This is a genomic window from Sphingomonas abaci, assembly GCF_014199625.1.
GTDB classification, from domain to species: Bacteria; Pseudomonadota; Alphaproteobacteria; order Sphingomonadales; family Sphingomonadaceae; genus Sphingomonas; species Sphingomonas abaci.
In genome coordinates this window covers 153019-167462 of record NZ_JACHNY010000007.1, presented here as the reverse complement: position 1 = coordinate 167462, position 14444 = coordinate 153019, and the positions used below count along the sequence as shown (strand labels likewise).

10 protein-coding genes and 1 tRNA gene are annotated in these 14444 nt (G+C 71.6%); 9 read left to right on the top strand and 2 right to left on the bottom strand.

Annotation, left to right across the window (positions count from 1 at the left end; genetic code table 11):
* Positions 1-8 precede the first annotated feature (8 nt).
* Positions 9-84, bottom strand: a tRNA-Thr gene (locus GGQ96_RS16090).
* Between the two features lie 157 nt (positions 85-241).
* Between GGQ96_RS16090 and GGQ96_RS16085 the strand changes: the two genes are divergently transcribed.
* Complete coding sequence (locus tag GGQ96_RS16085) at positions 242-1570, top strand: PAS domain-containing protein (RefSeq protein WP_184116567.1); 1329 nt, start codon at positions 242-244, stop codon at positions 1568-1570.
* 51 nt (positions 1571-1621) lie between these two features.
* A complete protein-coding gene (locus GGQ96_RS16080) occupies positions 1622-6229 on the top strand; it encodes an NAD-glutamate dehydrogenase (protein ID WP_184116566.1) in 4608 nt (1535 codons plus the stop codon).
* Between the two features lie 250 nt (positions 6230-6479).
* On the opposite strand, the gene GGQ96_RS16075 is transcribed toward GGQ96_RS16080, so the two are convergent.
* Positions 6480-7310 carry a flagellin N-terminal helical domain-containing protein gene (locus GGQ96_RS16075; protein ID WP_184116565.1) on the bottom strand — a complete coding sequence of 277 codons (831 nt, stop codon included), beginning with the start codon at positions 7308-7310 and terminating at the stop codon, positions 6480-6482.
* A 291-nt stretch (positions 7311-7601) separates the two neighbouring features.
* Between GGQ96_RS16075 and GGQ96_RS16070 the strand changes: the two genes are divergently transcribed.
* From GGQ96_RS16070 to GGQ96_RS16040, 7 genes are read left to right on the top strand one after another with little or no spacing between them, the layout of a single operon-like run.
* Positions 7602-8915 (top strand): sigma-54 interaction domain-containing protein, encoded by a 1314-nt coding sequence (locus tag GGQ96_RS16070; RefSeq protein WP_184116564.1) that lies wholly within the window; start codon positions 7602-7604, stop codon positions 8913-8915.
* Positions 8912-9280, top strand: a complete 369-nt coding sequence (gene fliE, locus GGQ96_RS16065) for a flagellar hook-basal body complex protein FliE (RefSeq protein ID WP_184116563.1) — start codon at positions 8912-8914, stop codon at positions 9278-9280. Before GGQ96_RS16070 ends, fliE begins: the two co-directional genes overlap by 4 nt.
* Positions 9281-9284: 4 nt before the next feature.
* Positions 9285-10970: a flagellar basal-body MS-ring/collar protein FliF gene (fliF, locus tag GGQ96_RS16060; RefSeq protein ID WP_184116562.1), complete on the top strand. Its 1686-nt coding sequence runs from the start codon at positions 9285-9287 to the stop codon at positions 10968-10970.
* On the top strand, positions 10967-11971 hold the full coding sequence (gene fliG / locus GGQ96_RS16055) for a flagellar motor switch protein FliG (protein WP_184116561.1): 1005 nt from the start codon (positions 10967-10969) through the stop codon (positions 11969-11971). Before fliF ends, fliG begins: the two co-directional genes overlap by 4 nt.
* Positions 11964-12689, top strand: coding sequence for a FliH/SctL family protein (locus GGQ96_RS16050; RefSeq protein WP_184116560.1), 726 nt, complete (start codon positions 11964-11966; stop codon positions 12687-12689). The genes fliG and GGQ96_RS16050 overlap by 8 nt, the downstream gene beginning before the upstream one ends.
* Complete coding sequence (locus GGQ96_RS16045; RefSeq protein ID WP_184116559.1) at positions 12683-14002, top strand: FliI/YscN family ATPase; 1320 nt, start codon at positions 12683-12685, stop codon at positions 14000-14002. Before GGQ96_RS16050 ends, GGQ96_RS16045 begins: the two co-directional genes overlap by 7 nt.
* Positions 14002-14430, top strand: coding sequence for a hypothetical protein (locus tag GGQ96_RS16040; protein WP_184116558.1), 429 nt, complete (start codon positions 14002-14004; stop codon positions 14428-14430). The genes GGQ96_RS16045 and GGQ96_RS16040 overlap by 1 nt, the downstream gene beginning before the upstream one ends.
* Positions 14431-14444 lie beyond the last annotated feature (14 nt).

Here is a 14444-nt window from a genome sequence, read left to right as displayed (position 1 = left end):
CTAAAAGGTGGTGCCGCTTACAGGACTCGAACCTGTGACCCCCGCATTACGAATGCGATGCTCTACCAGCTGAGCTAAAGCGGCTTGGCCGGCGGTCGCCGGGCTGGAGACCGGGCGCTTAGCAATGGCGGATGGGACTGGCAAGCCCCCTTTCGCTACGGCATCCCCGTCGCCGCCGATTTACGGAACGTTTACCACGGATGGTGCACCGTCCGCGCTGAAGTTTGGGGACGCCACGACCATGGACAGCGCGCGCACGCTGGAAAGCGACACGGAACACGGCATCGGCGGCGAGCATCTCGCCGGGCGGCGCGGCGCGGGGGCGCCCGAGGAGCGGATGTTCGACCTGGGCGGCGACGAGCGGCGCATGCATGTCCGGGCCTATAATTATTGGGTGTCGCTGCTGAAGGGGCGGTCCTTTCCGTCGATCGCCGATCTGGAGCCGGAGACGATCGCCGACTTCGGCGCGCACAGCGTGCTGATCGATTTCGCGCCCGCGCTGGAGGACCCGCGAATCGCCTATCTGGGCCGGGCGCTGCGCGAGGAATGCGGGCTGCTGGGCGAGATCGCGCGGATCGCCGATGTGCCGCCCCGCTCGTTGCTGTCGCGGCTGACCGATCAGTATCAGCAGATCCTAGCCAATCGCGCGCCGATCGGCTTCGAGGCGGAGTTCATCGGCGCGCGCGGGCGCACGACGCTCTATCGCGGCATCCTGATGCCCTTCGCCGCCGCGGGCGCGGAGCGGATCGACTATATCTACGGCGTCATCAACTGGAAGGAGGTCGCCGACCCGGTGGTGCAGGCCGCGCTCGACATCGAGTTGCAGGCCGCGCTGGCGACCGAGTCGCCCGCTCCCGCGCCGCCGGGCGAGCGGCTGCGCGGCGCCGATGCGACCGTCTGGGCGGATGGTCCCCATGCCGGCGGCGCCCGCGACCGGGGCAGCGTCAGGCCGACCGAAACGCTGGCGGAGGTGCTGCGGCTGGCGCAGGACAGCGCGGCCGCCGTGGCCACCGCCGACCTGCGCAGCCGGGGCGCGCTGTACCGGGCGCTCGGCCGGGCCCACGATTTCGGACTGGCGGCGGAGCGGGATCCGCAAGCGCTCGCCGCGTTGCTCGCCGCCGCCGGGCTGAAGCCGCAGGCGCGCGCGCCGCTGACGCCCGTCGCCAAGCTGGTCTTCGGCGCAGGATACGACAAGACGCGGCTGACCGAATATGCTGCTGTGCTGAGCCATGCCCGTCGCCTGGGCGTGGGCGAGGGGCGGCTCGCGACCTTCCTGGAAGGCGCGGAGGGCGGCATCAAGGCGGTGGTCGCCGCCGAGCGCGACGCGCGCCGGCCGATCCCGACCGCCTCGATCGCCGCCGCCACGCTGGCGACCCGACCGGCCCTGGCGCGCGTCGCCATGTCGGTCGACGCCGCCCCCGGCGAAGCGGTCGTGCTGCTCGCCCGCATGGGTCCGGACGGGGTCCTCGACGTGGTGCACAGCCATAGCGACGCCCGCCTGGCGGAACGATTGCTGGTGGCGAAACCGGGGCGGCGGAAAGGGGCGGGCGGGCGACCGGGGACCGGCTGACGGTCCTACAGTGCTTGAGTAGACCCGCTCGCGGGCGCATAGGAGCCCGCCATGGAGAAGGATCACATCACAGCCGCGCTCGCCGCTCGGCTGACCGTCGGCGCTTTGCCTGGGGAACTGCGCGATTTCGGCCCGGCCGAGATCGAGGCCGCGGCGCGCTTCGTCGCGTCGACCGCCGCGGTCCGTCGCCCGGGCGAGGCCGCCATCGCGCTGGAGCCGATCGCCGCGGACGATGTCCGCCGGCGGATGCGGGTCGCGATCGTCAATGACGACATGCCCTTCCTGGTCGATTCGGTCGCCGCCGCGATCACCGGGCAGGACATCGCCATCGACCGGATCATCCACCCCGTCGTCCCCGTCGCCCGCGACGGGGAGGGCCGGTTGCAGAGCCTGGGCGAGGGCGGTCGCCCCGAATCGATGATCTATCTGGAGATGGAGCGCGCCGACGCGCGCGACCGTCGCGAGCTGATCGACGACCTGTCCGCCGCGCTGGCCGATGTGCGCGCCGCCGTCACCGACTGGCAGGCGCTGCGCCAGGTGATGGCGCAGGATGCCGACGCGCTCTGGTCGGGCGAGGGGGCGGCGCTGCTCCGCTGGTTCCTCGACGGCAAGCTGACGCTGCTGGGGCATGAGCGCTGGTACCGCGATGGCCGCGAGGGACAGGTGCTGGGCATCGCCCGCAATCCGCAGCCGCGCCCGATCCTGGCCGACGCGTCCAAGGACCTGGCGCTCGGCTGGTTCGACAAGGGGGGCGAGCCGCCGCTGCTGCTCAAGTCCAACCTGAACGCCACCGTCCACCGCTCGGTGCCGATCGACCTCATCGTGATGCCGATCCGCGAACAGGGCGCGGTGGTCGGCCTGTCGATCCATATGGGCCTGTGGACCAGCGCCGCCCTGGCCAGCCCGCCGCGCGAGGTGCCGCTGCTGCGCGCCCGTCTGGCCGCGCTGGAGGAGAAGTTCGGCTTCGATCCCAAGGGCCATACCGGCAAGGCGCTGACCCATGCGCTGACCGCCTTGCCGCACGACCTGGTGGTCGGCTTCGACGCGGATTCGCTCGAGCATCTGGCGCTGACCGCCATGTCGCTGGCCGACCGGCCGCGTCCGGCGCTGGTGCTGGTGCGATCGCCGCTCGGCCGCCATCTGTTCGCCTTTGTCTGGCTGCCACGCGACGACGTGACCACCAGCCGCCGCGTCGCGATCGGCGACCTGCTGGCGGAAGCGGCGAACGCGCGGCTGCTCAACTGGGCGATCGCGCTGGAGGACGGGCAGGTCGCGCTGATGCGCTACATGCTCGACCTGAAGGGATCGGGCACGCTGCCCGACATCGCGCCGCTCGCCAGCCGGATCGAGCGGATGGTGCGCGGCTGGGTGCCCGAGGTGGAGGCGGCGCTGACCGAGCTGGTGCCGCCCGCCCGCGCCGCGCGGCTGGCGCTGCGCTGGGCCGGCGCCTTCCCGCAGAACTACCGTAACGTCACCAGTGCGTCGGAGGCGGCGCTCGACGTGCTGCGCCTCGGCCAGCTCGACGGTCCCGAGGATCGCGGCGTCCGGCTGCTGCCCCAGGCGCGCGATGCGCGGCCGGGCGAGGACCGCCAGCTCAAGATCTACAAGAGCGGCGGCGCGCTCGCCTTGTCGGACGCGGTGCCGGTGCTGGAGAATTTCGGCTTCCGCGTGATCGGCGAACTGCCGACCCGGCTGCGCGAAGCGGGCGACGCCTTCGTTCATGATTTCGTGGTGTCGAGCTTCGGCGCGATCGCCGACCCGGCGGTGCTGGAGGGGGCGATCGGCGCGGTGCTGCAGGGCGCGGCCGAGAATGATGCATTCAACCGGCTGCTGGTCGAGGTGGGCCTGGCGCCGCGCGACGTCGTGCTGCTGCGTGCCTGGTTCCGCTACCTGCGCCAGGCCGGACTGCCCTACGGCCTGACCACCGTGGTCGACGCGCTGCGCCGTGCGCCCGCCGTCACCCACGCGCTGGTCGCCCGCTTCGCCGCCGCGCACGATCCCGCCAATCATGGCCAGGTCGAGGCGCAGGACCAGGCGATCGCCGCCGGGCTGGACGCGGTGTCGGCGATCGACGACGACCGCATCCTGCGCGCCTATGCCAGCCTGATCCGCGCCTGCCTGCGCACCAACGCCTTTGCGCCCGCATCGGCGGAGGCGCTGGCGTTCAAGCTCGACAGCGCGCGGATCCCGGGGCTGCCGGCGCCGCTGCCCTGGCGCGAGATCTGGGTGTACAGCCCGCGCGTCGAGGGCATCCACCTGCGCGCCGGGCCGGTCGCGCGCGGCGGCCTGCGCTGGTCGGACCGCCGCGACGATTTCCGCACGGAGATCCTGGGTCTGATGAAGGCGCAGCGGGTCAAGAACGCGGTGATCGTGCCGACCGGAGCCAAGGGCGGCTTCTATCCGAAGCAATTGCCCTCACCCGCGCAGGACCGTGACGCCTGGCTGGCCGAGGGGACGGAGAGCTACCGCGTCTTCATCCGCGCGCTCCTGTCGATCACCGACAATATCGTCGACGGCCGGGTGGTGCATCCGGAGGGCGTGACGGTGCTGGACGGCGACGATCCCTATTTCGTCGTCGCCGCCGACAAGGGCACGGCGACCTTCTCCGACGTGGCGAATGCGATCGCGCTGGAGCGCGGCTTCTGGCTGGGCGACGCCTTCGCCAGCGGCGGCAGCCAGGGCTATGACCACAAGGCGATGGGCATCACCGCCAAGGGCGCCTGGGTGTCGGTGCAGCGGCATTTCGCCGAGCGCGGCGTCGACGTGCAGCGCGATCCGGTCACCGTGGTCGGCTGCGGCGACATGTCGGGCGACGTGTTCGGCAACGGCATGCTGCTCAGCCGCTCGATCAAGCTGGTCGCGGCGTTCGACCATCGCCACATCTTCCTTGATCCCGATCCCGATCCGGCGGTGTCCTATGCGGAGCGCGCGCGGATGTTCGCGCTGCCGCGTTCGTCCTGGGCGGACTATGCAGCGCCGATCTCGGCCGGCGGCGGCATCCACAGCCGCGCCGCCAAGACCATCCCGATCACGCCCGAGGTGCAGGCGCTGCTGGGCATCACCGACACGCTGCTGGAGCCGGCGGCGCTGATCTCCGCCATCCTGAAGGCGCCGGCCGACCTGCTCTGGTTCGGCGGCATCGGCACCTATGTGAAGGCGGCGTCGGAGAACAATGCCGGGGTCGGCGATCCCGCCAACGACCGGCTGCGCGTTGACGCCGAATCGCTGCGCGTCACCGCAATCGGCGAGGGCGCCAATCTGGGTGTCACCCAGGCAGCGCGAATCGCGTTTGCCGAGCGGGGCGGGCGGATCAACACCGACTTCATCGACAATTCCGCCGGCGTGGATTGCTCGGACAATGAAGTGAACATCAAGATCGCGCTCAACCGCGAGATGAACGAGGGCCGGCTGGCCGAGGAAGACCGCAACACGCTGCTCGCCGCGATGACCGACGATGTCGCGCATCTGGTGCTGGAGGATAACCGCCTCCAGACGCTGGCGCTGTCGATCGCCGAGCAGGACGGCGCGGCGGCGATGCCCAGCTATGTCCGCGCGATCGAACTGTTCGAGGCGGCCGGGCGGCTCGACCGCCGGGTCGAGGGGCTGGCGGGCAATGACGACCTGCTGCGGCGGGGGCAGGACGGGCAGGGGCTGACCCGACCCGAACTCGCGGTGCTGCTGGCCACCGCCAAGCTCGCGCTCCAGGATGCGATCGAGGCGACCGATCTAGGCATGGACCCGGTGCTGCGTCCCGACCTCCACGCCGCCTTCCCGGTGGCGATGCGCGAGCGGTTCGCCGAGGCGATCGATCAGCATCGCCTGCGTCGCCAGATCGTCGCGACCAAGCTGGCCAACCGCATCGTCAACCGCCTGGGCATCCTGCCTCCGGTCGAACTGGCCGAGGAGGAGGGCGTCGGCATGGCCGATATCGCCGCGATGACGGTGGCGGCCGAGCACCTGTTCGATCTGCCCGCGCTGTGGCAGGCGATCGAAACCGAGCCGATGGGCGAGCCGGCGCGGATCGCCCTGTTCGACGAGACCGCGCGCGCGGTGCGCAGCCATGTCGCCGACCTGCTGCGCGCGGTGCCGGCGGGCACCATGCCGGGTGCGGCGATCGAGCGGCTGGGGCCGGGCATCGCCAAGCTGGCCGCCACCACCGACACGCTGCTGCTCGACGAGGCGCGGGCGGCCAGCGACCGGATCGCCGGCCAGTTGCGCGACCGGGGCGCGCCCGACCGTCTGGCGGCCCGGGTCGCCGGGCTGTTCGACCTGGACGGCGCGGTCGGGCTGGCGGCGCTGGGCGTCGAGCTGGGCGTGGACGAGGCGGACCTGACGCGCGCCTATACGGCGCTCGGCCAGGCGTTGGGCCTCGACTGGGCGCAGGGGCAGGCCGCCCGCCTGTCGCCCGGCGATCCGTGGGAGCGGCTGCTGGTCGCGGGGCTGGTGCGCGAGTTCGAGCAGTTGCGGCTCGACTTCCTCCAGCGCCGGGTCGGCACCGGGTCCGCGCCCGAGCCGTTGGTCGCGCAGTGGCTGGCCGACAATGACGCGCGCGTGGGCCAGTTTCGCGCCGTGGTCGACCGCGCCCGCCACGCCGCGCAGCCGAGCGCCGCGATGCTGGCGCAGGTCGCGGGCCAGGCGCGGGTGCTGCTGGGGCGGTAAGGGCCGGTCGCAACCCTGGGCTCCTTCGCAGGCAGGAGCCCAGGGTCGCGCGCATCATGGGGCGTCGGCCGTCCGGACCCTGCGCTCCTGTTTCCGCGGGAGCACGGCGGACGCCACCCTGCCCCAGACAGCCGAAGGCCCCGGTGGCGTGAACCACCGGGGCCCGTGAGGCGGCCTCCCGGAAGGGAGGACCGCCCGTCTCGAAGCCGGCACCCATGATCGGGGGCCGGGGCCGGCGCCGAAGCCCGGATTACTGGAGCAGCTTCAGCACCGACTGCTGCGACTGGTTCGCCTGGGCGAGCATCGCGGTCGAGGCCTGGCTGAGGATCTGCGCCTTGGCGAGCGCGGTCGTCTCGGCCGAGAAATCGGCGTCCTCGATGCGGCTGCGCGCGTCGGACAGGTTGGTGACGTTGCTGGTCAGGTTGTTGACCACCGAGGCGAGGCGGTTCTGCGCCGCACCCAGCGTCGCGCGGGTGGTGGCGACATCCTTCAGCATCGTGTCGACCGTGCCGAGCGTCGTGTTGGCGTTGGCGTCGGTGGTCACGTCGGCCGAGGCGAGGTCGGACAGCGCGGTGAAGGCCAGCTCGACCGTGTCGCCATTCTGCGCGCCGACCTGGATCTTGGTGGTGCCGGCCGCCGCGGTGTAGGTGCCGCCCGTGGCATTGCTGTTGAAGACGCGCTTGCCGTTGAATTCGGTCGTCGCCAGCACGTTGGTGATCTGGTCCTTCAGCTGCGAGACTTCGGCGTTCAGGTTGGTGCGGTCACCGTCCGAATAGGTGCCCGAGGCCGACTGGACCGACAGCTCGCGGACGCGCTGCAGCATGTTGGTGACTTCGCCCAGCGCGCCTTCCGCCGTCTGGGCGTAGCTGATGCCGTCATTGGCGTTGCGGATCGCCTGGCTCATGCCGCGGATCGACGAGGTCATGGTCTGCGAGATGGCGAGGCCGGCGGCGTCGTCCTTGGCGGAGTTGATGCGCTTGCCGGTCGACAGGCGCTCCATCGAGGTGGACAGCGCGCTCGAGGCGCTCATCGAGGCATTTGCAGCGCGCAGCGCGGCGGTGTTGGTGGCGATTACGGTCATGATGTGTCTCCATCTGCACGGCTTCCCCGCCGCCCCCAGAGCGGAGGGCCGAGCCGTCGCAGCAAGGAACGGCCGGGCGGCGCGGGGCTTAAGCGGAAAAAATCGCGGGACTCGATTCGGCCGGCGATTCGATCGGAATGGGCCGCGAAAAGCCGGTCCGCGCGCACCGGTGCGGGGTATTTCCCTCTACGTGCGTGCGGGCGCGGTAGAAATCTGCCCTCATTCTGGGGGTTTAAGACTGTGTTTACCCAATTCCGGCAAAACTTGCCGCACGACCACTTGGGGGCATACATGCGATCGATCTTTCCGTCGGCAGCCATCGCGAACCAGCGCTACGCGCTGGTCTCGTCGTTGCGCGCCCAAGGGCTCGGCATCGGCAGTTTCGAAACGGGCCAGCCCGGCCCGCGCGACCTGTTCCTGATCGCCGAGGGCGAGGCCGCGCCCGTCCCGGCCCGCACCCTGATCGTCGGTGACCAGGGCCGGCGGATCGCGCCGGGCCGCGACGGCGCGCCGCACCGGATTTGCTATGGCCCCGCCGACACCGCGGTCGGCCATGGCTTCGTCCGCGCGCTCGCCGGCGGCCCCGACATGCCGACCGCCGCCGATCCGGAGACGCTGGCGCTGTTCGCGCTGGCCGAGCGGGTGGCCCAGGCCGACATCACCGTCCTGATCAATGGGCCGACCGGCACCGGCAAGGAAGTGCTGGCGCGCGCGATCCACGCCGCGTCCGCCCGCGCCGCCAAGCCGTTCATCGCGATCAACTGCGCCGCGCTGCCCGAATCGATGCTGGAGGCGCTGCTGTTCGGCCACCAGAAGGGCGCGTTCACCGGCGCGTCGTCGGGCGGCGAGGGCTTTTTCCGCGCGGCGGACGGCGGCACCATCCTGCTCGACGAGATCGCCGAGATGCCGCTGTCGCTCCAGGCCAAGCTGCTGCGCGTGCTGCAGGAGCGCGAAGTGGTGCCGATCGGCGCCAGCGTGCCGCAGCCGATCGACGTGCGCGTCATCGCCTGCGCCAATCGCGACCTCCAGGCCGAGGTGGCGGCGGGCCGGTTCCGCGCCGATCTCTACTACCGCCTCGCCGTCTTCCCGCTGACCACGCGCGCGCTGGCCGACCGGCCGCAGGACATCCCCGCGCTGGTCGCGACGATGGTGCTGCGCCATGCCGGCACGCGTGCGGTGGTGCCGTGGCCGACCGTGGAGGCGGTCGACCTGCTGATGCGGCACGACTGGCCGGGCAATGTCCGCGAGCTGGAGAATGTCGTGCAGCGCGCGCTGCTGTTCGCGGGCGGCGACACGATCGAGGCAGCGCATATCGTCTTCGACCGGCCGATCACCATGCAGTTCACGCCCAGCGCGGCGGCGAGCAACGTGGTGCCGATCGGCGGCGTCGTCGCCCCGGCCGAGCCTTCCGCTTCGGGGTCCGCCACGTTGGGGAATGTCGTGCAGATGAGCGAGTTCCAGGCGATCCGCGAAACGCTGGCGGCGTGCGGCGGCAGCCGGATCGAAACCGCGCGCCGGCTGGGCATCTCGGAGCGCACGCTGCGCTACCGCCTCGCCAAGGCGCGCGAGCAGGGTGAGGATCTGTCCCAGGCGGTGGCGTCGTGAGCGGCGTCGGCGGCATCGGCGGCGCCAACGGGATCGATCGCGTCCTGGCGCTGCGGGCGCAAATCCTGGAGCGCAACCAGGCGCTGGCCAAGGCGGCGTCCGCGCAAGGCAGCGCACCGGTCGCGACCAACCCGGCCGGCGGCGTCGGCAGCTTCGCCGACACGTTCGACACCGCGCTGAAGAGCGTCAACGACGGCCAGAACCAGGCCGCCAAGCTCTCCGAGGCCTATGAGCGCGGCGAGACGGTCGACATCGCCAAGGTGATGCTGGCGCGCCAGACCGCCTCGGTCGGGTTCGAGGCGACGCTCCAGGTCCGCAACAAGATCCTGTCCGCCTACAAGGACATCATGAGCATGCCGGTCTGATCCGATGAGCACTGCCCTCACCACCACGACCCCCGCCACCGGGCCCGCCGTGCCGGAGCGTTTCGCCAACCCGCTGCGCCAGATCAAGGGCGTCATGGCCCAGCCGGCGGTGCGCCGGTCGGCGCCGATGGCGATGCTGGTCGGCCTGGTCGGCGCGGCCGGTCTCGCCTACGCGTCGCTGTCGACGCCGACGCAGAAGACGCTGTTCACCAACCTGGCCGATGCCGACAAGGCGGCGGTCATGGCCTCGCTGCAACAGGCGAACATCGGCGCGCATGTCGACGATGCGACCGGCGCGGTGACGGTGGACGAGGACGCGTACAGCCGCGCGCGGATGCTGCTCGCCAGCCAGGACCTGCCCAAGGCGGCGCCCGGCGGCTATGCGATCCTGGACCAGCTGCCGATGGGCGTCAGCCGCGCGGTGGAGGGCGAGCGGTTGCGCCAGGCCCGCGAAAGCGAACTGGCCCGTTCGATCCAGGAGATCGACTCGGTCGCCGAGGCGCGCGTGCATCTGGCGATGCCGGAGGCGACGGTGTTCGTGCGCGACCATGCCGAACCCTCCGCCTCGGTGGTGGTGAAGCTGAACGCCGGCCGCTCGCTCAGCGACGCGCAGGTCAGCTCGATCGTCAACCTCGTCGCCTCCTCGGTGCCGGGGATGAAGCCCGACGCGGTGACGATTGTCGACCAGGCCGGCGCGCTGCTGACCCGTCCGGGCGGCCGCGATGGTCTGGGCAAGGCCGGCGACGAGCGGCTCGACGTGCAGAACCGGGTCGAGGACAAGGTGCGCCAGCAGCTCACCCAGTTGCTGACCCCGCTGCTCGGCGCCGGCAATTTCTCCGCCGAGGTGCAGGCCGACGTGAATCTGGACGAGACCCAGGCGACGCGTGAAAGCTACGAGAAGCAGGGTGCGCTGCGCGCCGAGACGGGCCAGTGGACCGGCAACCAGGGCGGCGCCGCTGCGCCCGGCGGCATTCCCGGCGCGCTGTCCAACACGCCGCCGCCCGCCTCGACCTTGCAGGTGCCGACGCCCGCCGTCGGCGCCTCCGGCTCGCCCCAGCCCCAGGCGGGCGCGGCACCGCCCGACCCGGCGAAACAGTCGGACAGCTATCAGCGCGCCTATGACCTGGGTCGCGAAGTGTCGGTGACGCGCGGCGCGCCGGGCTCGATCAAGCGGCTGTCGGTCGCGGTGCTGCTGCGCGACCCGGCGACCGGCAAGCGCACGGCGATGGAGGTCAACCAGATCACCGACCTGGTGAAGAGCGCGGTCGGCTTCGACGCCAGCCGCCAGGACCAGGTGACCGTCATCAGCCGCAAGTTCGCCGGCGCGACCGACGCCGCCGACACCAGCAAATGGTACGACAACGCCTGGCTGCCCGTGCTGGCGCGCAACGCCACCGCGATCGTCATCGCGCTGCTGGTCCTGCTGCTCGGCGTCCGGCCGCTGGCCAAGGCGCTGATGAAGAAGAAGGAGGAGGCCGAGGCCCCGGCTCCCGGCAACGCCCCCGCCTTGGGCGCGGCCGGGGCGGGTGGCGCGGACGGCATCGCGGTCAGCCCGCCGGTCAGCCTTGACCAGCTGGAGACGGCGCGCGGCTATGACGAGCGGATCAGCGCGGTGCGCGGCTTCACCCGCGACAATCCGGCGCGCGCGGCGCTGGCGGTGCGCGACATGATCCGGACCGACGGACAATGAGCAGCCTCGCCACCCGCAGCTATACCGGCATCGAGCGCGCCGCGGTGCTGATGATGATCGTCGGCGAGGAGGAGGCCGCCGCCATCCTCCAGAAGCTGGAGCCCGAGGAGGTGCGCCAGCTCGGCGCGGCGATGTTCAACGTCGCCGACGTGTCCGAGGCGGAGGTGGCCGAGGTGCTGGACGATTTCGTCGGCAAGGCGCGCGAGCGCACCGGCATCAGCTTCGATCCCCGTCCGCAGATCGAGGCGGTGATGACCCGCGCGTTGGGACCGGAAAAGGCGGAAAGCGTGCTGAAGCGCATCACCCCGCCCGAGGCGGTGTGCGAGCTGGAGCTGCTCGACTGGCTCGACGCCAGCGAGATCGCGGCGATGGTCGAGAAGGAGCATCCGCAGATCGCGGCGGTGCTGATCGCCAATCTCGACCCGGCGGTCGGTGGGCAGGTGCTGGAGCGGCTGCCCGAGGCGGCGCAGCCCGACATCCTCCACCGCATCGCCAAGCTGGGCCCGATCACGCCCGAGGCGGTCGAGACGCTGAAGGCGATGCTGGCGGCGCGCACCGGCGGTCCGCCGCAGACGGTGACGCTGGGCGGCACGCGCGAGGCCGCGAAGATCCTGTCGGGCGCGCGGCGCGGCACCGAGCAGAAGCTGATGCCCAAGCTGTTCAAGATCGACAAGGACGTCGCCCGCCAGATCGAGGAAGCGCTGTTCGTCTTCGACAACCTCCTGGAGATGGACGACAAGAATCTGGGCACGCTGATCCGCAACGTCGATGGCGAGGTGCTGGTCAAGGCGCTGAAGGGTGTCGACGAGGACGTCCGCACCCGCTTCCTGGGCTGCATGTCGGCGCGCGCCGCCGACGGCATCCGCGACGAGATGGAATCGCGCGGGCCGATGAAGCTGGCCGAGGTGCTGGAAGCGCAGAAGGCGATGATCGCGGTCGCGCGGACGCTGGCCAAGGACGGCACGATCCAGATGGGCGGAGGCGACGACGATTATGTCTGAGGGGTTCGTCGCAGGGTTCGCGGTCCGCCATGCGGTCGCGGCGGAAGCGCTCCAGGCCGCCTTCGCGCCGCCCACCGGCTTCGCCGCGGTCGACCCGTGCGCGCGCGAGCGCCCGGAGGTCGAGGCATCGACCGGGCCGAAGCATTTCCGCCCCGCCGATCCCAGCGTCAACCCGACCGCCGGTTGGGACATGCTCGACCCCTGCGTCGAGCCTGTGGTCCAGATCGACGCGCTGGAGGCCGCCCATGCCGCCGGTTATGCGGAAGGACAGGCGGCGGCCACCATGACCGCGCAGGCCGAGCAGGTCCGCGACCGGGCGCTGCTCGACGGCGTGGCCGGGGCGCTGGGCGCGCGGATCGACCGCGACGCGATCGCCGCGCAGCTCCGCCAGACGGTGCTGGCCCTGGTCACGCGCCTGGTCGGCGAGGCCGGGATCGATGCGGAGCGGCTCGCCACGCGTGTCGGCGTGGCGGCGGAGATGCTGGCCGATGCACAGGAATCGGCGATGCTGCGCGTCCATCCGGCCGATGTCGCGTTGCTGGAGGGGCGCTTGCCCGCGACGATCTTCGCGGTCGGCGACGCGCAGCTGGCGCGCGGCAGCTTCGTGCTGGAGAGCGCCTCGACGGTGGTCGAGGATGGTCCGGCCCTGTGGCTGGAGCAATTGTCCGCCGCGATCGACCGCGCTCCGCTGCCGCTGCGCGAGGCCGCGTCATGCTGAACCGCTTCGTCGCCGATTATCTGGAAACGCTGGCCCAGGCCGATTTCCGCCCCGTGCCGAAGGTCGCCGGGCGGCTGCTGTCCTGCGACGGGCTGCTGATGGAGGCCACCGGCCTGACCGTGCCGGTCGGCACCGTCTGTGAAGTGGGGGGCGTGGTCGAGGCGGAGGTGATCGGCTTTCGCGGCGACCGAACCATCCTGATGAACCTGGGCGGCCCCGCGCCGCTCCTGCCGCGCGCGCCGGTGCGTCCGATCGGCGCGCCGGGCGAGGCGGAGGTGGGCGACGCGCTGCTCGGCCGGGTGGTCGACGGCGCGGGCCGGCCGATCGACGGGCTGGGGCCGATCCGGGGCGCCGAGCGCTGGCCGCTGGCGGGCAAGTTGCAGGGCCCGCTCGACCGCGGCCGCGTGCTGTCGCCGCTGGATGTCGGCGTGCGCGCGATCAACGGGCTGCTGACGATCGGGCAGGGGCAGCGGATCGGCATCATGGCGGGATCGGGCGTCGGAAAGTCGGTGCTGCTCGGCATGATGGTGCGCGCCGCGCGCGCCGATGTCGTCGTCGTCGGCCTGATCGGCGAGCGCAGCCGCGAGGTCGCGGATTTCCTGGACACCAAGGTCGCGGGCGACGCGCGGGCGCGGTCCGTCGTGGTCGCGGTGCCCGCCAACCATTCGCCGGTGCTGCGTATCCGAGGCGCGCTGCGCACCCATGCCATTGCCGAGGCGTTCCGGGCGCAGGGCAAGACGGTGCTGCTGATCATGGATTCGCTGACCCGCGTCGCGCATGCCGGCCGCGAGATCGGCCTGGCGCTGGGTGAGCCGGCGTCGGCGCGCGGCTATCCGCCCTCCGCCATCGCGATGCTGCCCAATCTGATCGAACGCGCCGGGCAGGATGCGCACGGTCCGGGCTCGATCACCGCCATCTACACCGTGCTGGCCGATGGCGACGACGGCAACGATCCCGTCGTCGACTCGGCGCGCTCGATCCTGGACGGGCATATCGTCCTGTCGCGCGCACTGGCGGAGCGCGGCGTCTATCCGGCGATCGACCTGGGTCCGTCGGTCAGCCGCGTGATGACCGACATCGCCCAGCGTCCGCATCTTCAGGCGGCGCGCGTGTTGCGCCGGCACCTGGCGACCTACGAGGCCAATCGCGACCTGGTGTTGATGGGGGCCTATCGCGCCGGGGCCGACCCCGCGATCGACGCGGCCATCGCCTATCATCCCGCGATCACCGACTATGTCCGCCAGGATCATGACGAGATCGTCGGTCTCGATACCGCCATCGCCGAGCTGACCGGCGTGTTCGGCGACGGCTGATGAATCGCGACACGCTGGCGCGGATCCACCGGGTGCGGACGATGCAGCTGACGCTGGCCCGCGCCGAGGAGGCGCGCCAGCGGGCGGCGCTCGACGATCAGCAGGCGCTGACCCGCCGTATTGCTGGACTGGTCGATGCGGTCGCGCCGACCCAGGCCCTGCACGACGCCGCGCAATTCGCCGCCGTCGCCCATTATCGCGAGCGGCTGCACCAGTCAGCCGCCGCCGCCGCCCAGCGCGTCGCCCAGGCCGAGGTCCGCGCCGCCGCCGCCACCGCCGCCAGCCAGGATGCCAAGCGCGACCAGACCGCCGTCGAGAAGCTGATCGACCGCGCCCGGATCGAGGCGGATCGTCGCGCGATGCGCGCGCTGGAGGATGCGCCGGTGTTCCGCGCCGGCTTGCTCGCAAAACGGCACGATCCTTGCTGAGCGAGCGGCGAACA

What these genes read in the sequence shown, in the direction of transcription:
- GGQ96_RS16075 (WP_184116565.1), bottom strand. Translation starts at nt 7,310, where the DNA reads ATGACCGTAATCGCCACCAACACCGCCGCGCTGCGCGCTGCAAATGCC.
- fliF (WP_184116562.1), top strand. Translation starts at nt 9,285, where the DNA reads ATGAGCACTGCCCTCACCACCACGACCCCCGCCACCGGGCCCGCCGTG.
- GGQ96_RS16070 (WP_184116564.1), top strand. Translation starts at nt 7,602, where the DNA reads ATGCGATCGATCTTTCCGTCGGCAGCCATCGCGAACCAGCGCTACGCG.
- GGQ96_RS16045 (WP_184116559.1), top strand. Translation starts at nt 12,683, where the DNA reads ATGCTGAACCGCTTCGTCGCCGATTATCTGGAAACGCTGGCCCAGGCC.
- GGQ96_RS16080 (WP_184116566.1), top strand. Translation starts at nt 1,622, where the DNA reads ATGGAGAAGGATCACATCACAGCCGCGCTCGCCGCTCGGCTGACCGTC.
- GGQ96_RS16050 (WP_184116560.1), top strand. Translation starts at nt 11,964, where the DNA reads ATGTCTGAGGGGTTCGTCGCAGGGTTCGCGGTCCGCCATGCGGTCGCG.
- GGQ96_RS16040 (WP_184116558.1), top strand. Translation starts at nt 14,002, where the DNA reads ATGAATCGCGACACGCTGGCGCGGATCCACCGGGTGCGGACGATGCAG.
- GGQ96_RS16085 (WP_184116567.1), top strand. Translation starts at nt 242, where the DNA reads ATGGACAGCGCGCGCACGCTGGAAAGCGACACGGAACACGGCATCGGC.
- fliG (WP_184116561.1), top strand. Translation starts at nt 10,967, where the DNA reads ATGAGCAGCCTCGCCACCCGCAGCTATACCGGCATCGAGCGCGCCGCG.